This is a genomic window from Stenotrophomonas sp. YJH_SMC_27, from assembly GCF_059369815.1.
Window position 1 is genome coordinate 246,418 of record NZ_JCAFTA010000001.1, and the last position, 17,388, is coordinate 263,805.

A 17,388-nucleotide genomic window follows, 5' to 3' on the forward strand; every position below is an offset into this window, starting at 1 on the left:
GCGCATGCCGGCCAGCGGCCGGCACTACCGATCCCATTCAAAGGACTGAGATGATCCACCAGACTGAACTGCGCGACCTGCTGCCCGGCATGGTCCCCTTCCCTACCGATGTCTTCCCCGCTGACCAGGCGTGGCTCGCCCAGCATCTGCTGCCGCTGCTGAAGATCGACCTCGGTGTGCTGCGCCCTGAACTGGCCGGCCAGGTGGCAACGATGCTGTGCCCGATCGAGCCGTACGACGGCTGCATCGGCGAGACCACCGAAGAACACCACAACGACTTCACCAGCACCAACTGGATCGCCTTCGAGCTGACCGCCGGCAACCAGATGCGCTTCCTCGGCAACGAGGGCTATTTCATCGGCGATCGGGTGGATGACAAGCACGCGCGGAAACACATCGCGCAGATGCGCGAGAGCTATGCCAAGGCGCGTGACTACCATGCCACGCACGGCCGCCTGGCCTGCTACTCGCGCTATGGCAAGGACGAGCCCAGCGAGCGCGATTACCTGGATACGCTGGGTGGACGGATTTCTTGTGGCAACTGGATCGAAACAGCCGATATTCCGGCCGCCTTCACCCTGGAATTCACCGACGCCGCCAACGACCGGCATGCTCCAGATGATGCCGAACTGGCGATCATCCGCCACGGTGGCCACAAGTTCTTCGCAGTGGCCGAAGTCGCTGGCTACAACTGGTGCGCCACCGGCGCCGACGCGATAGTGATGCTGTATGAGCCGGTGAGCCGCACGGTGCTGTTCTCGTACGATTGGTCGTAAGACCCTGCGGTAGTGCCGGCCGCTGGCCGGCATTTCCTGTCCTGCCGGCCAGCGGCCGGCACTACCCGAGCCTCATTTCGCAGCCTTGTGCACGGTCAACGTCGCACTCGCTTCGCCGCCGCCTTCCAGCTGCAGCCGCAACGGCAACGCCTGGCCTTCCTTCAACGCGCCCTTGCCCTGCATCAGCATCAGGTGCAGGCCGCCGGGCTTGAGCTCGGCACGCGCGCCCGGCGCCAGCGGCAGGCGTTCGATCGCGCGCATCCGGCTGACGCCATCGACAATCGTGGTCTCGTGCAGTGACACATCATCGAAGCTGCTGCTGGCTGCGCCAGTGATTGCCACCGCCTTGCTGCAGCCGTTGTGGATCACGCCGTAACCAGCGGTCATCGGCATCGCCGGATTCGGTGGCAACCGCGCCCAGCCCTGCTCCACCGTGACGCAGGCCGGTTCGGCCGCTGAAGCCGATGCTGCGGCCGCACACAGAACCCACAGTACGCCAACGAATGGTTTGGTTATCATCGCCCAGGTTCCTTCTTCGCAACGAGACCGCAGCATGACGACGCTCATCGAGGTGATCAACCACGGCCCCATCCGCGAGCTGCGCCTGGCCCGGCCGCCGGTCAATGCACTGGACACCGACCTGTGCCGGCAGTTGATCCACGCCATCGAGCTGGCCATGGCCGAAGACGCGCACGGCATCGTGCTGTCGGGCAGCGAGCGCATCTTCACCGGAGGCATGGACGTGCCGCACCTGCTCTCGCACGGCGATGACAAGCACAGGCTGCTGGACACCTGGAACGCCTTCTTCGGCGCGGTGCGCACGCTGGCCGAGAGCCGTATCCCGGTGGTGGCCGCGATCACCGGCCACGCGCCGGCCGGTGGCTGCGTGCTGGCGCTGTGCTGCGACTACCGGGTGATGGCGCGCAGCGCCGATCCGTCGCGCCCGTATGCCATCGGCCTGAACGAAGTGCAGGTCGGCCTGATCGCGCCGGAGGGCATCCAGCGGCTGCTGCGGCGTGCGGTGGGTGTGCACCGTGCCGGCGTGCTGCTCACCACCGGTTCGCTGGTGCCGGCCGAACAGGCACTGCAGATCGGGCTGGTCGATGAGCTGGCCGAGGGTGACCTGGTGGTGGCACGTGCCGTGGCCTGGCTGCAGAACCTGCTCAAGCAGCCGCGCCAGCCGATGTTGCTGACCCGCGCCATCGCCCGCGCCGACCTGCACGAGGCGCTGCACCCGGACCTGATCCAGCTCGACCGCTTCGTCGAGGCCTGGTTCGCCCCGGATGCACAGAACGCGCTGCAGGCGCTGGTGGCCCGCCTCGGCAAATAACGGTAGTGCCGGCCGCTGGCCGGCAGCCACAGGCAGTCCAAGAGGATCATGAGGTTGCCGGCCAGCGGCCGGCACTACCGAAGATCGGGCAGCCGGCCTGCACCGGTATAATCGGGGCCTCTTCACTGCTGTGGCCGCCCCCTTGAACGACATGCCCGAACCCGTCGTCTCCGAGCTGATCGACCTGCTCACGCTGGAGCGGCTGGAGGACAACCTGTTCCGCGGGCAGAGCCGCGACATCGGCACCAAGTACGTGTTCGGCGGGCAGGTGCTGGGCCAGGCGCTGGCCGCAGCGCAGGCCACGGTCGACAATGGCCGCCACGTGCACTCGCTGCACGCCTATTTCCTGCGCGCCGGCAACATCGACCACCCGATCGTCTACGACGTGGACCGCACCCGCGATGGCGGCAGCTTCTCGGTGCGACGGGTTACCGCGATCCAGCACGGCAAGGTGATCTTCTTCTGCGCGGCCTCTTTCCAGCAGGCCGAGACCGGCGCCGAGCACCAGCACAAGATGCCCGAGGTGCCGCAGCCGGAAGACATCGAACCGAACCGGCCGCTGCCGGCGGAAGTGCTCGAACGCCTGCCGATCAAGGTGCAGCGCTGGCTGTCGCGCGGTGGCCCGTTCGAGTTCCGCCACGTCTATCCGCGCGACGAACTGAACCCGCCCAAGCGTCCGCCCTACCACCAGGTCTGGCTGCGCCTGAGCGAGCCGGTCGGCGATGCCCCGGAGCTGCACCAGGCACTGCTGGCGTACGCGTCCGACTTCCACCTGCTGGGCACGGCGACCTTCCCGCACGGCATCAGCTACTACCACCCGCACGTGCAGATGGCCTCGCTCGACCATGCGATCTGGTTCCACCGCCCATTCCGCGCCGACGACTGGCTGCTGTACTCGCTGGACAGCCCCAGCGCGCAGGATTCACGCGGGCTGGCCCGTGGCCAGTTCTTTACCCGCAACGGCGTACTGGTGGCCAGCACCGCGCAGGAAGGCCTGATCCGCGTCGTTCCGGACCAGGCCGCGGCCGCCGCCGTGCCGGCCAAGGAGTAAACCGATGCGCCAGATCTTCAGCAGCCAGCGCGTGGAAACCGTCGAAGGCGTGGCCGAGCTCCTGCGCGGGCATGGCATCGAGGTCAAGGTGACCAACGGGCGCTCCTACAAGACCCGTCGCCGCGGCCAGTTCAGCTATACCGACCTGGGCAACGCCAACGCCTATCCGGCGGTATGGATCGTGCGTGCCGACGACCAGCCGCGCGCGCGCGAAATCCTGCGCGAGGCGCGCCTGCTCGACACTACCCGCCGCGACCACCCCACCGCCGAATTCGCCTTCCGCGACACGGCGGAACCGGGCAGCGGCGGCCGCAGCTGGGCCTGGCGCATCCGCATCGCCCTGCTGGTGGTGATTGCTGGCGTGGCGTTGGTCATCGGCCTGCGCCATCGTGGTGCCCCGGCACCGGTCGCGCCGGCCCCTGCCCCGCAGGCCCAGCCGCAGCAGGCACAGCCGGCACCGCAGGCCGCGCCGGCAGAGGAAGAAGTGCGGGTCCGCATCCAGCCCTCCAAGTAAGAGGCGGTAGCGCCGGGCCATGCCCGGCGAGCGCAGCGGCCTGTCAGCAGGGCCGCGACTTCACCGTAACCCGTCAGGATTGGCCCCCCCCTTGTTGTTCAAGGGGGCGCGCCAACGGCGCGGGGATGAGGTGGAATGCGCGGACCGAAGATGCATCAGCATCTGCGGTCACACTTCGCGCGCGGCTCCGTCATGGGACACAATCCCAGCAGGAGAGCTGCCGCCATGACGACGTTCGCCGCATCGATCGACCAGACCCTGGAACGCGAACTGCCCGCCGCCGCAAGCGGTTGCCAGCACGCCTACGGGCGCATCGTGCTGGCCTGCCAGAACACGGTCACCGCCATCGCGCTGGCCATCACCCGCGACCGCCAGGCCAGCGAGGACATCGCCCAGGAGGCCTTCGTCAAGGGCTGGCAGCAGCTGCACCAGCTGCGCAGTTCGACCAGCTTCCTGCCGTGGCTGCGGCAGATCACCCGCAACCTGGCCCGCGACTGGCTGCGCGCCCAGCGCGGGCGCCCGCTGACTGGCGAGGCGGCCGAGGTGGCGATGGGCATGGCCGCCGACCCCGCCCCGGGTGCTGCCGACCGCCTGCAGCGGGTGGAAGAGGAGATCGCCGCCGAGGAGATCATCTCTGCCCTGCCCGCAGACAGCCGCGAAGTGCTGCTGCTGTACTACCGCGAGGGCCAGCGCTCGCAACAGGTGGCCGACCTGCTCGGGCTCAGCGACGCTGCGGTGCGCAAGCGCCTGTCGCGCGCCCGCGCGCTGGTGCGCGACGGCCTGCTGCAGCGCTTCGGTGAGTTCGCGCGTAGCAGCGCGCCGAGCGCCGCCTTCGCCACCGCGGTGGTGTCGATGGTCCTGGTGGCCGCGCCCGGCACCGCCAGTGCCGCAATCCTGCTCGGCACCGGTGTCGGCATCGGTGGCAGCAAGCTCAGCCTCGGTGGCGCCAGTGCCGCCGGCGGTACCGCGATGGGCTCGCTGACCGCCGCACTGGGGCAACTGCACATGATGCCGGCTGAAAGCTGGGGAGCGGTCATCGGTGGCGTGGTCGGCGGCACGGTCGGCAGCTACTTCGGTGGACGCTTCCTGATGTCGTACACCCGCAGCGAGGCCGAGCGCGCCGACGTCCGCCGTTTCCTCTATCTCAACATCGGCACCTGCATGCTCTGGTGCCTGACGATCCTGATGGCAGTGCTGCTGCAGGCGCCGCTCTGGGCCGTCCTGCTGGTGCAGGTCGCGGGCCTGGCCGTAGTCAACTACCAGTGCCTGGTACCGCTGCAGCGGCTGATGGCGCCGATGATCGCGCGTGACTCGCTGCAGCGCGGGCTCACCGGAACCAACTGGAAGTACGAGGCCATGTACGGCCGCACCGGCATCATCGCCATGAACCTGATGGTCATCGCGCTTGTGCTGTATTCGCTGGTGCGGAGCGGCCGGCTGTAACGGACAACGCCGGCGATGCGCCGGCGTTGTCGTCAATCACTGCATTGAAACTCAGCGCTGCGGCTTCGGCGCGCTGCCATCACGCGGGCCACCGTGGCGCGGGCCGCCGTGCATCGGACCCTTGGCCGCGTCGAACTCGGCCTTGCTCAGCTGGCCGTCCTTGTTGGTGTCGGCGGCGGCAAACCAGGCATCACGATGCTGCTTCATGCGCAGCTCGCGGTCGGCCTTGTCCAGGTAGCCATCCTTGTTCAGATCAAGCTGGTCAAAACGCGCGGCCAGGCGCGGATCGGCCTTGGCTTCCTCGCGGCTGAGGCGGCCGTCCTTGTTGACGTCCAGCGTGGCCCAGCGCTCACCGCCATGGCCGCGGCGGCCATGCTGCCAGCGCGGCAGTTCGTCGCGCGAGAGCTTGCCGTCCTTGTTCTTGTCCAGCTCGTCGAATTTCGCAGCCAGGTGCGGGTTGGCGGCCGCCTCGCTGCGGTCGATCACGCCGTCACCGTTGGTGTCCAGCTTGGCCGGGCGCGGTGCCGGCGTGGCCGGGGTGTCGGCGGCCAGCGCGATTCCGGAAGCAGAGGTGCCCAGCAGCAGGGCCAGCAGCAGGGGGGTACGGATCATGAGGTCACTCCTGGGGATGGGAACAGCGTCGGGGTGATCACTTCACCCTCGGGGGACAACAACGCCCGGGCGCGACGTCGGTTGACGCTACTGCCGATTCCATTCATCCGGCGGACAGTCGCCGCCACTGCGACAACCTGGGGCTATGCTGTGCCCATGGCGATACATGGCGACAGAGACGACGAACTGCGACTTTTCCAGACCGGCGAGCACCCCTGCGGGTACTGGTCGGACCGGGTGGCACGCGACCTGGTGCTGGACCCGAACGACCGCCGCCTCGGTGCGCTCTATCCGCTGGCACTGAGCTGGGGCTTCCGCCGCAGCGGCGACCTGGTCTACCGGCCGCATTGCGCGCACTGCCAGGCCTGCGTGGCGGTGCGCATCCCGGTGGCGCGCTTCGCTCCGGACCGCAGCCAGCGCCGCTGCGCCGCCCGCAATGCCGACCTGGAGGTGCGGATCACCGCCGCCACCGCCCGCGACGACCTGTTCGCGCTGTATCACCGCTACCTCACCCACCGCCACGCCAATGGCGGCATGGACGACCACGGCCCGCACGAATTCGAGCAGTTCCTGATCGGCAACTGGTCGCACACCCGCTTCATGGAGATGCGCCTGCCCGGCCACGACGGCCAGCCCAGCCAGCTGCTGGGGGTGGCAGTGACCGACGTCACCGAGCATGGCCTGTCGGCGGTCTACACCTTCTTCGACCCGGACCACGCCGCACGCGGGCTGGGTACCTTCGCGATCCTGCAGCAGATCGAGTGGGCGCGCCGCGAGGGGCTGCCCCACGTGTACCTGGGCTACTGGATCCGCGGGCACCAGAAGATGGATTACAAGCGCCGCTTCCATCCGTTGGAAGCCTACGATGGCCGCCGCTGGCACGATTTCGACAATGATCTGGACGGGCGCTGACAAACCGCTGACACCGGGCCGGGTGCACAATACGGCCCATGAACATGACCCGCCGCCATCCCCTGATCCTCGCCCTGGCCCTGCTCTGCGGCGCCACCGCCCCCGCCTTCGCCACGTCCCCCGCGATGACCGAAAAGCCGTCCGCTGCGCTGCGCCTGGCGACCTACAACACGTCGCTGTACTCCGATGACGCCGGTGGCCTCATCAAGGAACTGGAAGGCGACAGCGAGCACGCACGCAAGATCGCCGCGGTGCTGCAGCAGGTGCGCCCGGATCTGGTGCTGCTGAACGAATTCGATTTCGACGACGCCCATCGCGCCGCCGACCTGTTCCAGAAGCGCTATCTGGAAGTCGCCCAGCCCGGTGGCGGCAACCCGCTGCATTTCGCCTATCGCTACCTGGCCCCGGTCAACACCGGCGTGCCCAGCGGCCTGGACCTGGACAACAACGGCGTGGTCGGCGGCGAAGGCCGCAGCCGTGGCAATGACGCGTGGGGCTACGGCCTGCACCCCGGCCAGTACGGCATGCTGGTGCTGTCGCGCTACCCGATCGACGAAGCCAAGGTGCGCAGCTTCCAGCTGCTGAAGTGGAGCGCGATGCCCGGCGCGATCCGTCCGGTCGATCCGCGCACCGGCAAGAGCTTCTACAACGACCACGTGTGGTCGCAGCTGCGCCTGTCCTCGAAGTCGCATTGGGACGTGCCGGTGAAGACCCCGGGCGGCGTGGTGCACGCGCTGGTCTCGCACCCGACCCCGCCGGTGTTCGACGGCCCGGAAAAGCGCAACGCCGCGCGCAACCACGACGAACTGCGCCTGTGGCAGGAATACCTGTCCAAGGGCGACAAGTCGTGGCTGTGCGACGACAAGGGCCAGTGCGGCGGCCTGGCCCAGGACGCGCGCTTCGTGATCCTTGGCGACCTCAACAATGACCCGGCCGATGGCGATGGCCGCCATGAAGCAATCGTCGAGCTGATCGAGAACGCCCGCGTGCTGCGCTACCCCACCCCGCGCAGCGTCGGCGGCGAGCAGACCAGCCTGGCCTATGCGGCCAAGGGCATCGAGCGCAAGGGCGCACCGTTCCACGCCACCGGCGACTTCGGTCCGAAGTCCGGCACGATGCGCCTGGACTACGTGCTGCCCTCGACCGGTTTCGAATACGTGGGCAGCGGCATCTTCTGGCCGGCCAATGAAAGCCCGGAAGCGAAGATCGCCGACGGCAGCGACCACCACCTGGTGTGGGTGGACGTGAAATAACCCGGTAGCGCCGGGCCATGCCCGGCGGCCTTTCAAAAAGGGGACGGAGGGGATTAAGCCGTTTGTGCCACAAACGACTTAATCCCCTCCGTCCCCTTTTTGCTTCGTCCCCTTTTTGCTTTACGGACGCAGTTCGACGCCGATGGCGTCGGCGGCATCACGCGCGATGGCGCGTGCTTCGTCGATGGTTTCCGCGCGCGCCAGGGTCACGCCCACGCGGCGGTGGCCGTGCACGCTCGGCTTGCCGAACAGGCGCACGGCGGTGTCAGGCACCTGCAGTGCGGCGGCGACGTTGTTGAAGTACGGCACGCCCTCGCCGTGGGCCAACAGCGCGCACGATGCCGACGGGCCGCTCTGGCGGATCAGCGGGATCGGCAGGCCGAGGATGGCGCGCGCATGCAGCGCGAACTCACTCAGTTCCTGCGATACCAGCGTCACCAGGCCGGTGTCGTGCGGGCGCGGCGACACTTCGCTGAACCATACTTCGTCGCCCTTCACGAACAGCTCGACGCCGAACAGGCCCCAGCCGCCAAGGTCGTCGGTGATCGCACGCGAAATCTCTTCGGCACGCGCCAGTGCCGCGCTCGACATCGGCTGCGGCTGCCAGCTTTCGCGGTAATCGCCATCCTTCTGCAGGTGGCCGATCGGCGCACAGAATGAGGTGCCGCCGGCATGGCGCACGGTCAACAGGGTGATCTCGTAGTCGAAATCGATGAAGCCTTCGACGATGCAGCGGCCGGCACCGGCACGGCCACCGGTCTGTGCGTACTCCCAGGCCGGAGCGATGTCCGCCTCGCTGCGCAGGGTGCTCTGGCCCTTGCCCGAGGACGACATCACCGGTTTGACCACGCACGGCAGGCCAATGGCGGCCACCGCAGCACGGTACTCGGCCTCGGTATCGACGAAGCGGTACGGCGAGGTCGGCAGGCCCAGGGTTTCGGCGGCGAGGCGGCGAATGCCTTCGCGGTCCATGGTCAGGCGTGCAGCACGCGCGGTCGGGATCACCCGCAGGCCCTGCTCCTGTTCCAGCTGGACCAGGGTCTCGGTGTGGATGGCCTCGATCTCCGGCACCACCAGGTGCGGCTGCTCCTCGGCGATCAGAGCGCGCAGCGCCATCGCATCGAGCATGTCGATCACGTGCGAGCGGTGCGCGACCTGCATGGCCGGCGCATCGGCGTAGCGATCGGCGGCGATCACCTCCACGCCCAGCCGCTGCAGCTCGATGGCCACCTCCTTGCCGAGTTCGCCCGAGCCCAGCAGCAGCACGCGGGTGGCGGAGGGGGACAACGGAGTTCCAAGCTTGGCCATGGCGGTTCCAGCAGCAATGTGAAGGCGGATGGGCATTCTAGCTGGCCGCGCCCTCTGGCCATGCCATCCGACGAACGGTAGCCTGAAAATGATATCACTTTGATATCTTCCGTTCGAACCCTCAAGGACGTACCGCCATGAAAGAGAAGTCGCTGTCTTCGCTCAACGGCCTCGGCACGCTGGCCGTCGCCCTGCTCGTCGCCCTCGCTGGCGCCGCCCTGTTCGTACTGGGTGTGGCCGCCAAGGCCAGCGTCGGCTCGCCCAACCTGCTGCTGATGCTGCTGGGGGCGTTGCTGGAAGTCCTGGGCGTGTTCACGCTGGCCGGCCTGTACACCATCCAGCCCAACCAGGCGGCGGTGCTGAGCCTGTTCGGCAAGTACGTGGGCACGGTGAAGGACAACGGCCTGCGCTGGAACAACCCTTTCTATGCCAAGCGCCGGGTCAGCCAGCGCGTGCGCAACTTCGAGAGCGGCAAGCTGAAGGTCAACGAGCTGGACGGCAGCCCGATCGAGATCGCCGCGGTGATTGTCTGGCAGGTGGTCGATGCCTCCGAGGCCGTCTACAACGTGGACGACTACGAGAGCTTCGTGCACATCCAGTCCGAATCGGCACTGCGGGCGATGGCCACCAGCTATCCCTACGACCAGCACGAGGATGGACAGCTGGCCCTGCGCAGCCACGCCAGCGAGATCTCCCAGCACCTGAAGAACGAGCTGGCCGAGCGCCTGGCCGATGCCGGTGTACAGGTGATCGACGCGCGCATCAGCCACCTGGCCTACGCCGCCGAAATCGCCCAGGCGATGCTGCAACGCCAGCAGGCCAACGCGGTGATCGCCGCGCGCACGCGTATTGTTGCTGGTGCGGTGGGCATGGTCGAGATGGCCTTGGCCGAACTGCAGAAGAACGGCGTGGTGCAGCTGGACGAGGAACGCAAGGCGCACATGGTCAGCAACCTGCTCACCGTGCTGTGCTCGGACCGCGGCACCCAGCCGATCGTCAATGCCGGCTCGCTGTATTGAGCCACACTCGCAACGGGGTGCCCCACCGCCCCGCCAGGAGCCCCCATGAGTGAGAAGAAAGCCTACCCGCTGCGCATCAATGCCGACGTCCTGGCTGCTGCGCAGCGCTGGGCTGATGACGAACTGCGCAGCCTCAACGCGCAGATCGAATACGTGCTGCGCGACGCCCTGCGCAAGGCGGGACGCCTGCCGAAACCCGCGCCATCGTCGGAGGACAAGGAATGAGCAAGCGTTGGAGCTACCAGACCATCGAGGTCAAGACGTCCATGATGGGCCTGCTCAAGGCCGAGGACATCCAGGCCGAACTCAGCCGCCAGGGCCAACTGGGCTGGGAACTGGTCAACATCATCATCCCGGCGCCGATGCGCCCGGCGATGCTGGTGTTCAAGAAGGAGGCCTGACGCATGGGCGGCAGCGACCCGAAGACGTTTGAAGTGGCCGAGAGCTCGCCGTTGCGCGTGCTCTGGATCGTGCTTCCGCTGCTGGCTGCCTTCGTGGCGTGCGTGTACGCACAGCTGTACAAGGCGCCGGCCAGTGCCCCTTGGATCGAAGTAGCGCTGTCGCCGCCCTGGTTCCGGATGGGTGGCAGTGCCGCCTGGAGTCTGCTGGTGATCGCGGTACTCGGCATCGGGTTGGGCGCAGCATTCTTCCGTCGCCGGGTGGAACTGGACGACAACGTGCTGGATGTGCGCTCGACGATGTACCGCCGCCGCGTCCCGGTGGCGCAGCTGCGGCTGGACCAGGCCGAGGTGGTCGACCTGCAGCGTGACCGCCGCTATGGCATCCGTGTCAAAACCAATGGCTATTCAGTGCCAGGCTTCTATTCCGGCCACTTCCGCCTGCACGGGGGCGGCAAGGGCTTCGCTCTGGTCACCGATCGTGCGCGTGTCCTCGCCCTGCCGGTCAGTGACGGCAGCACGCTGCTGCTCAGCGTGGACCGGCCGCAGGCGCTGCTCGATGCGCTGCACAAAGTGGCCGCGTCGGCGCCACGGCAGTAAGCTGCTGAGATGCAACGACGCGCCCCCCTGCTGATCAACACCGAGGCCATCGAGCTGTGGCCCGCGCACCTGCTGCGTGCACGCAGCAACCTGGATGCACGCCTGCTGTCGCAGGCACACTGGGTGCTGCGGCGCAAGCGCGATGGCCGCTACCTCGCGGCGGTACTGGCGCGCGGGGTTCATGCCATGGTGCCGCGCCTGGCACGCGAGCCAGGGGTGGAGGACGCATTGGCGCTGCTGGATGCAGCAGCGGCGCGTCCGTTCGGCGCCGTGCTGGAGGATCAGTGGTTGCCACTGGCAGGCCTGCAGCAGCGCCTGCAGCAGCTTGGCCTGGATGCACAGCGCTATGCCGGCGACAGCGGGCTGCCGCTCGAACCCGAACCCTGCCTGCTGCACTTCGCCGGCCGCGACCGCTTCGCCCGCCCGTTGTGGCTGCACTGTGCCGCCGCGCAGGGCTGGCGGCGGATGCGACTGCACGCGGCACAGGATGGAATTGCGCTGGACGCCATCTCCGGCTTCCGCAGCCATGCCTACCAGTTGGGCATCTTCGAGCGGAAGCTGGCGCGCGGCTTGAGCGTGGCAGAGATCCTGAAGGTCAATGCCGCCCCGGGTTTCAGCGAACACCACAGCGGCTACGCGCTGGACATCGGCACACCTGGCGATGCGCCGGCCGAAGAATCGTTCGAAGCCACCGACGCGTTCGCCTGGCTGCAGGTGCATGCCGGCGGGCATGGCTTCCATCTGAGTTACCCACGCGACAACCCGCACGGCATCGTCTACGAACCCTGGCACTGGTGCTGGAGACCGGCCAACGACTGAGCCCCTCGTGGCGAAAGCCTGTGGGCAATCAGTGCATGGCCGCAGGATGGAACAAGAGAGCAAAGACAAAAGCGGGTCGCTTCGCTCGAAGCCGAGCATGGCTCGGCTCTACAGAAGCTGACGGCGCAGCGGTGTCGTGCTTGGCCGATCTCCGCTGCCGTCACCGCCTCAACGCATTGATCGCCAGCAACACCCATCCGGCCATCATGCTGGTGCCACCGATCGGTGCCATCCGCGTCGGCCACTGCCACAGCGCACCACCCACCAGGCTGCCGGAAAACAACAGCACACCCAGCAGCAGCACGTACAGCGCAAGGTGCGCGATCGCTCCCTGCGCGCGCGGCCCCAGCGCCACCAGCACCGCACCGTGCGCGAACGCATACAGCGCCGCCATGTTCAGATGCTGCTGCGCCAGCGGATCAGCCACGCCATGCGATGCATAGGCGGACAGGCCGATCGAGGCGGCGGCCAGCAGTGCCCCCAGGCAGGCCAGCAGCGAAGGCTTACGTGCGCGACGTTCGAGATTGAACATGTGGGCTCCTTGCGCAGCGCCCTTGCCGGGCGCCAGATGAAAAAAAAACGCGCCGCAATGAGCGGCGCGTTTTCGTGTCCAGCACTACATGGGTCAGCCGAAGCTTACTTGACGGCCCAGTAGATGTCGTAGGTACCTTCCGGGGTGAACGACTTGTCGATGCCGTCCTTCCAGGTTTCGTACGGACGGTCGATCACTTCGTTGCCGGAGGTCACCGCCCAGGCACGCAGGCCGTTGCGGGCCACGTCAAGACCCGCCATGTGGCCGGTGTAGGCCGCATGCGCCGAACGGTGCGGAGCCACATGCACGTACTTGACCGGCGCGCCGCCGTCGATCTTGACGGTCAGCTCTTCAGCGGTGGCACCTTCAGCACCCTTCTTCTTCACCGGCTGGGCGATGTCGAAGGCGTACTTCTCCTGGCCGAAGTCGGTGGTGATGATGCGGAACGGACCGGCGGCTTCAAGGCCATTGGCCTCCATCACGCGCTTGATCCACTCCTGGTTGTCCTTGATGGACTTGGTGATCGTGTCCTGACCGCGGTCCACGTTACCGGCGTTGACGACCAGCAGGTCCTCAGCCGGCACATCGACGATGCCCAGATCGGTCAGCGGGGCTTCCGGCGTGCGGTAGTCGACGTTCGGGACGGTGGCCAGCATGTTGGCCATGCGCGACAGGCCCATCTTGATGTCGTCGCCGATCTGGCGGCTGACATACAGGCCGGCATAACGGCCGAACAGGTCGAAGCCGTACTTCACCGAGTAGTCCTGGGTGATCTTGACGTTACGGCCACCCTTGCCGGTCGGCTCCAGGGTGAAGGTGGTGATCTTGTCGTGACCCTTGGTGGCGTCATCGATGGCGATCGCAACACGCTTGTTCTCTTCGGCTTCGGTGATCTTCCAGGAACCGGTGCCCAGGTCCTTGGAGGTGAAGTCGAGGGTGGCACCGACGCCGGAGGCCGGGCCGGACAGCTTCAGTTCAACGGCGGGATCGCGCAGTACCAGCGGGTTCCAGTCCTTGAAGCGGCGCAGGCTGCTGACCGTGTCGTACACGATCGTCATCTTGCGGTTGGTCTCGATGCTTTCGGTGATGTGACGCTCGCCCGGCAGACATACGCCAATGATGACGAACAGGCCAGCCACGATCCCCAAGGCGATCAGGAACTCGATAATACGGGTCATTCAGAGAGTCTCCGGGGCCGATCCCACGGCCGGGTTGATTGAAGCGAAGCGCCAATCCTAGCAGGCTTCGCGGGCATTGTTTATCGGGATTGGCGCACCGGTTTCCGTGCCGGCTGCGTATTTGTATGGACAAAGAAATCGAAGGGTACCGCATACCGACGCCCCTGAAGTAGGGGGCAACCCCGCCGGAGGGCCATGAATGGACCTCAAGTCATTGTCCTGAAAAGAATTTCTTCACACCAGCTGCAGCTCGAACGCCTTCAATACGGCGCGGGTACGGTCGCGCACGCCCAGCTTGGAAAGGATGTTGGACACGTGGTTCTTGATGGTGCCTTCGGCCACCCCCAGCGAATTGGCAATCTCCTTGTTGGAGAAGCCGCTGGCCATGAGGCGCAGGATCTCGGTCTCGCGGTCGGTCAACGGGTCCGGACGGTCCAGGCTGACAAACTCGTTGCGCATGTGCTCCAGGCCGGACAGCAGCCGCTGGGTCACGGCCGGCTGCACCAGCGAACCGCCGTCGGCCACGGTGCGGATGGCACCGACCAGCTGTGCCAGGGTCACGTCCTTGAGCAGGTAACCCTTGGCGCCGGCCTTAAGCCCGGCCAGCACCAGCTGGTCATCGTCGAAAGTGGTGAGGATGATGGTCGGCGGCAGCAGGTCCTGACGCGACAGGACCTGCAGCGCCTCCAGCCCGGACATCACCGGCATGCGCATGTCCATCAGCACCACGTCCGGTCGCACCTGCGGTATCAGCTCCACCGCCTGGCGGCCGTCGCCGGCCTCGGCCACCACCTCGATGCCGTCGTCGAGCGCCAGCAGGGAGCGGATTCCCTGCCGCACCAGGGTTTGGTCGTCGACCAGGCAGACGCGAATCATCAACGCACTCCTTCAGGAACCTTGGTAAGGGCGGCCACCAGCACCGTTGCCGGTACCGTCGCCCGCAGCCGGAAGCCTTCACCGGGCCGGGTCTCGACCTGCAGCTGGCCGCCACATTGTTGCAGTCGCTCGCGCATGCCGCGCAAGCCATTGCCCACATTGACCGTATCCGCGCCGACGCCGTCGTCGCGGGCCTCCACCACCACCTGGTCGGGGGCTTCACGGTACACCTTGATCCACAGGTGGCGGGCACCGGCATGGCGCACCGCGTTGGTGATGATCTCCTGGGTACACCGCAGCAGCACGTGGGCCCGCTGCGGGTCCTCCACGTTCAGTGGATCCTCGATGTCCAGCTGGATGTCCAGCGAGGGCACGTTCTCGGTCAGCGGGCGCAGCGCCGCGGCCAGATCGATGGCACCGGTCTCGCGCAGCTGGCTGACCACCTCGCGCACGTTGCCCAGCAGCAGCTTGGCCAGGGCATGCGAGCGCTTCACGTGGTCCAGCGCCTGGCCTTCGGCCAGGTGGCCTGCCACTTCCAGGTTCAGGGTCAGCGCGGTCAGCTGATGCCCCAGAAGGTCATGCAGCTCCCGCGAAATACGGGTGCGCTCGTTGACGCGGGCGCTCTCGGCCAGGAGGGCACGGGTGGCGCGCAGCTCTGAATTGAGCCTGCGCTGTTCGTCGCGGGCCTCGGTCTGCTGTCTCGCAACAAGGCTGGTCACGAAGATGAACATGGAAAAGCCGCCATACAGCAACGACTGCATCACCGCTTCGAACAGCGGGAAGCGCAGCAGCAGGTAATAGACCGGCGCCACCGCCAGCTGGCTGACCAGCAGCCACAGCACGCACAGGCGTACCGAAAGCATCCACGGAATGACGCCGGCAGCCACCATCATCAGGATGCTGCCAAGGCCCGAGCCGCTGAGGAAACTGACGCCCAGCGCCGAGACCGTCAGCAGCAGCAGCAGGCCGCGGTCCAGCCAGCTGGTGTGGCTGCCGCTGTCGCTGCGCAGCAGGCGGGTCAGCCAATAGTACGCCGCGCCGAAGGACAGGTAGGCGACAAACAGCAGGATCGCCCAGCCGCCCATATCGCTGCGGCTGTGCAGGTTCTCGAACTGCGAATACGCCAATGGCAGGCCGACCATGACCCAGGTGAACAGGCCGGCCAGACGGAGAACGCGGGTATGGCTGAGGACTCCCAACATGCCAGCACTCTACGGGCCCGGCCTGCGTCGCGCACTCCCACGGAAGTCATGCATCCGCGCCCCCCTGTTCATGCCGCAGCCCACCCCGGGCATGCAATAATCGTGCGCAGGGTCCCCTGACGGACCAACCGCGTTACCCCACGGAGTCACAATGTCGATTGTCATCCGCGACGTGCGCGAGCACGAGCTCGATTCCGTCCTGGCTTTGAACAACAACGCTGGCCTGGCCATCCTTCCCCTGGATGCGGCCCGCCTGCGCCTGTTCTATGAAACCGCTGAGTATTTCCGCGTCGCCGAGCGCGACGGCAACCTTGCCGGCTTCCTGATCGGCTTCGGCAGCGACAGCCAGCACGACAGCAGCAACTTTGCCTGGTTCAAGCAGCAGCTGGACGCCCCGTTCTTCTATATCGACCGCATCGTGGTTGCCAGCCGCCGCCGTGGTGGTGGCGTCGGTCGCGCGTTCTATGCCGATGCGCAGAGCTTCGCCGAGCTGCGCTACCCGCAGATGACCTGCGAGGTCTTCCTCGACCATGGCGCCGATGCCGCCCTGCTCTTCCACGGCAGCTTCGGCTTCCGCGAGCTGGGCCAGAACACCATGCCGCAGGTCGATGTGCGCGCCAGCATGCTGGCCAAGGAACTGTGCAGCTACCCGTGGGTGAAGGAGACCTACGGCGGCAAGCTGCCGGATGTTGCATGGACACGTGCCCGGCAGCTGCCGGCGCAGGCACAGCGGCCGACGGGGACCTGAGCGTGGCGGTGAATTTCGATTACGAACAGGCCGGTGAACTGAAGATCGGCCAGGTGGGCATCGCCAACCTGCGCATCCGTACGCTTGACGTCGAACGCCTCGTGCAGGAAATGCGCGAACGCGTTACCCGGGCGCCGAAGCTGTTCGGCCGCGCCGCGGTGATCCTCGACTTCGGCGGCCTGAGCCAGGTACCGGACGTGGCCACGGCGCAAGCGCTGGTCGATGGCCTGCGCAGCGCCGGCGTGCTGCCGGTGGCGCTGGCCTATGGCACCAGCGCGGTCGACCTGCTCTCGCAGCAGCTCGGACTGCCGCTGCTGGCCAAGTTCCGCGCCCAGTACGAGCGAGCCGAGGCCGAGCCGCCCCCGCCCGCTCCGGAACCGCGCCGCGCAGCGCGCGCCGAACCGAAGCCGGCGCCGGCCGCGCCGACAGCCAGGGTTGCCGGCGCTGCGGCACCGCAGCCGGGCCGCATGCAGCTGGGCAACGTACGCTCGGGCCAGCAGCTGTACGCTGAAAACTGCGACCTCACCGTGATGGCTACCGTCGGCGCCGGCGCCGAAGTCATCGCCGACGGCAGCATCCATATCTACGGCACCCTGCGCGGCCGCGCGCTGGCAGGGGCCCAGGGCAACACCGCGGCACGCATCTTCTGCCGTGATTTCCATGCGGAACTGGTGGCCATTGCAGGCCACTACAAGGTACTGGACGATGTCCCGGACAACCTGCGCGGCAAGGCCGTGCAGGTATGGCTGGAACAGGACCAGGTCAAGATCGCTGCGCTGGACTGACGCAGCTCCAAACTAATGCAGAACCAGGAGAA

General features: G+C 67.0%; 21 protein-coding genes. 14 read left to right on the top strand and 7 right to left on the bottom strand.

Annotated elements, in window-relative coordinates:
• Positions 1-50 precede the first annotated feature (50 nt).
• Positions 51-776, top strand: coding sequence for an enolase (locus AC5P7R_RS01110; protein WP_227851981.1), 726 nt, complete (start codon positions 51-53; stop codon positions 774-776).
• A gap of 72 nt (positions 777-848) precedes the next feature.
• On the opposite strand, the gene AC5P7R_RS01115 is transcribed toward AC5P7R_RS01110, so the two are convergent.
• Positions 849-1,295: a copper chaperone PCu(A)C gene (locus AC5P7R_RS01115; RefSeq protein ID WP_227853923.1), complete on the bottom strand. Its 447-nt coding sequence runs from the start codon at positions 1,293-1,295 to the stop codon at positions 849-851.
• 34 nt (positions 1,296-1,329) lie between these two features.
• Between AC5P7R_RS01115 and AC5P7R_RS01120 the strand changes: the two genes are divergently transcribed.
• From AC5P7R_RS01120 to AC5P7R_RS01135, 4 genes are all read left to right on the top strand, one after another.
• On the top strand, positions 1,330-2,106 hold the full coding sequence (locus tag AC5P7R_RS01120; protein ID WP_019659300.1) for an enoyl-CoA hydratase/isomerase family protein: 777 nt from the start codon (positions 1,330-1,332) through the stop codon (positions 2,104-2,106).
• 151 nt (positions 2,107-2,257) lie between these two features.
• Positions 2,258-3,157 carry an acyl-CoA thioesterase II gene (gene tesB / locus AC5P7R_RS01125; protein ID WP_032953622.1) on the top strand — a complete coding sequence of 300 codons (900 nt, stop codon included), beginning with the start codon at positions 2,258-2,260 and terminating at the stop codon, positions 3,155-3,157.
• 4 nt (positions 3,158-3,161) lie between these two features.
• Positions 3,162-3,671 carry a pathogenicity-like protein gene (locus AC5P7R_RS01130; protein WP_019659302.1) on the top strand — a complete coding sequence of 170 codons (510 nt, stop codon included), beginning with the start codon at positions 3,162-3,164 and terminating at the stop codon, positions 3,669-3,671.
• Positions 3,672-3,896: 225 nt separating this feature from the next.
• Positions 3,897-5,114 carry an RNA polymerase sigma factor gene (locus AC5P7R_RS01135; RefSeq protein WP_019659303.1) on the top strand — a complete coding sequence of 406 codons (1,218 nt, stop codon included), beginning with the start codon at positions 3,897-3,899 and terminating at the stop codon, positions 5,112-5,114.
• A 51-nt stretch (positions 5,115-5,165) separates the two neighbouring features.
• Here the strand turns inward: AC5P7R_RS01135 and AC5P7R_RS01140 are convergent, their stop codons facing one another.
• Positions 5,166-5,726, bottom strand: a complete 561-nt coding sequence (locus tag AC5P7R_RS01140) for an EF-hand domain-containing protein (RefSeq protein ID WP_021203117.1) — start codon at positions 5,724-5,726, stop codon at positions 5,166-5,168.
• 156 nt (positions 5,727-5,882) lie between these two features.
• On the opposite strand from AC5P7R_RS01140, the gene AC5P7R_RS01145 reads away from it, so the two are divergent.
• Together AC5P7R_RS01145 and AC5P7R_RS01150 are read left to right on the top strand one after the other, a co-directional pair.
• Positions 5,883-6,638 carry an arginyltransferase gene (locus tag AC5P7R_RS01145; protein WP_021203116.1) on the top strand — a complete coding sequence of 252 codons (756 nt, stop codon included), beginning with the start codon at positions 5,883-5,885 and terminating at the stop codon, positions 6,636-6,638.
• A 38-nt stretch (positions 6,639-6,676) separates the two neighbouring features.
• Positions 6,677-7,891 (top strand): endonuclease/exonuclease/phosphatase family protein, encoded by a 1,215-nt coding sequence (locus tag AC5P7R_RS01150; protein ID WP_478436253.1) that lies wholly within the window; start codon positions 6,677-6,679, stop codon positions 7,889-7,891.
• 120 nt (positions 7,892-8,011) lie between these two features.
• Here AC5P7R_RS01150 and purT read toward each other — a convergent pair whose 3' ends face one another.
• Positions 8,012-9,199, bottom strand: a complete 1,188-nt coding sequence (purT, locus tag AC5P7R_RS01155; RefSeq protein WP_155029135.1) for a formate-dependent phosphoribosylglycinamide formyltransferase — start codon at positions 9,197-9,199, stop codon at positions 8,012-8,014.
• A gap of 137 nt (positions 9,200-9,336) precedes the next feature.
• Between purT and AC5P7R_RS01160 the strand changes: the two genes are divergently transcribed.
• From AC5P7R_RS01160 to AC5P7R_RS01180, 5 genes are read left to right on the top strand one after another with little or no spacing between them, the layout of a single operon-like run.
• Complete coding sequence (locus AC5P7R_RS01160) at positions 9,337-10,218, top strand: SPFH domain-containing protein (protein WP_495213700.1); 882 nt, start codon at positions 9,337-9,339, stop codon at positions 10,216-10,218.
• A 45-nt stretch (positions 10,219-10,263) separates the two neighbouring features.
• Positions 10,264-10,443, top strand: a complete 180-nt coding sequence (locus tag AC5P7R_RS01165; protein ID WP_019659309.1) for a type II toxin-antitoxin system antitoxin — start codon at positions 10,264-10,266, stop codon at positions 10,441-10,443.
• Positions 10,440-10,619 (top strand): DUF4177 domain-containing protein, encoded by a 180-nt coding sequence (locus AC5P7R_RS01170; RefSeq protein WP_019659310.1) that lies wholly within the window; start codon positions 10,440-10,442, stop codon positions 10,617-10,619. Before AC5P7R_RS01165 ends, AC5P7R_RS01170 begins: the two co-directional genes overlap by 4 nt.
• A gap of 3 nt (positions 10,620-10,622) precedes the next feature.
• Complete coding sequence (locus AC5P7R_RS01175) at positions 10,623-11,216, top strand: PH domain-containing protein (RefSeq protein WP_019659311.1); 594 nt, start codon at positions 10,623-10,625, stop codon at positions 11,214-11,216.
• 9 nt (positions 11,217-11,225) lie between these two features.
• Positions 11,226-12,035, top strand: coding sequence for a M15 family metallopeptidase (locus AC5P7R_RS01180; RefSeq protein WP_227853925.1), 810 nt, complete (start codon positions 11,226-11,228; stop codon positions 12,033-12,035).
• 160 nt (positions 12,036-12,195) lie between these two features.
• Here AC5P7R_RS01180 and AC5P7R_RS01185 read toward each other — a convergent pair whose 3' ends face one another.
• From AC5P7R_RS01185 to AC5P7R_RS01200, 4 genes are all read right to left on the bottom strand, one after another.
• Positions 12,196-12,567: a DUF423 domain-containing protein gene (locus AC5P7R_RS01185; RefSeq protein WP_019659313.1), complete on the bottom strand. Its 372-nt coding sequence runs from the start codon at positions 12,565-12,567 to the stop codon at positions 12,196-12,198.
• 104 nt (positions 12,568-12,671) lie between these two features.
• The gene (locus AC5P7R_RS01190) at positions 12,672-13,745 is read right to left on the bottom strand and encodes a polyketide cyclase (RefSeq protein ID WP_021203110.1); all 1,074 of its coding nucleotides are present in this window, start codon (positions 13,743-13,745) and stop codon (positions 12,672-12,674) included.
• Between the two features lie 234 nt (positions 13,746-13,979).
• Positions 13,980-14,621: a response regulator gene (locus tag AC5P7R_RS01195; RefSeq protein ID WP_021203109.1), complete on the bottom strand. Its 642-nt coding sequence runs from the start codon at positions 14,619-14,621 to the stop codon at positions 13,980-13,982.
• A complete protein-coding gene (locus AC5P7R_RS01200; protein WP_019659315.1) occupies positions 14,621-15,823 on the bottom strand; it encodes a sensor histidine kinase in 1,203 nt (400 codons plus the stop codon). Before AC5P7R_RS01200 ends, AC5P7R_RS01195 begins: the two co-directional genes overlap by 1 nt.
• A 151-nt stretch (positions 15,824-15,974) precedes the next feature.
• Here AC5P7R_RS01200 and AC5P7R_RS01205 point away from each other — a divergent pair, with 151 nt between their 5' ends.
• Positions 15,975-16,571, top strand: coding sequence for a GNAT family N-acetyltransferase (locus tag AC5P7R_RS01205; RefSeq protein ID WP_019659316.1), 597 nt, complete (start codon positions 15,975-15,977; stop codon positions 16,569-16,571).
• On the top strand, positions 16,517-17,356 hold the full coding sequence (gene minC / locus AC5P7R_RS01210) for a septum site-determining protein MinC (protein WP_111098266.1): 840 nt from the start codon (positions 16,517-16,519) through the stop codon (positions 17,354-17,356). Before AC5P7R_RS01205 ends, minC begins: the two co-directional genes overlap by 55 nt.
• The last annotated feature ends 32 nt before the right edge of the window (positions 17,357-17,388 follow it).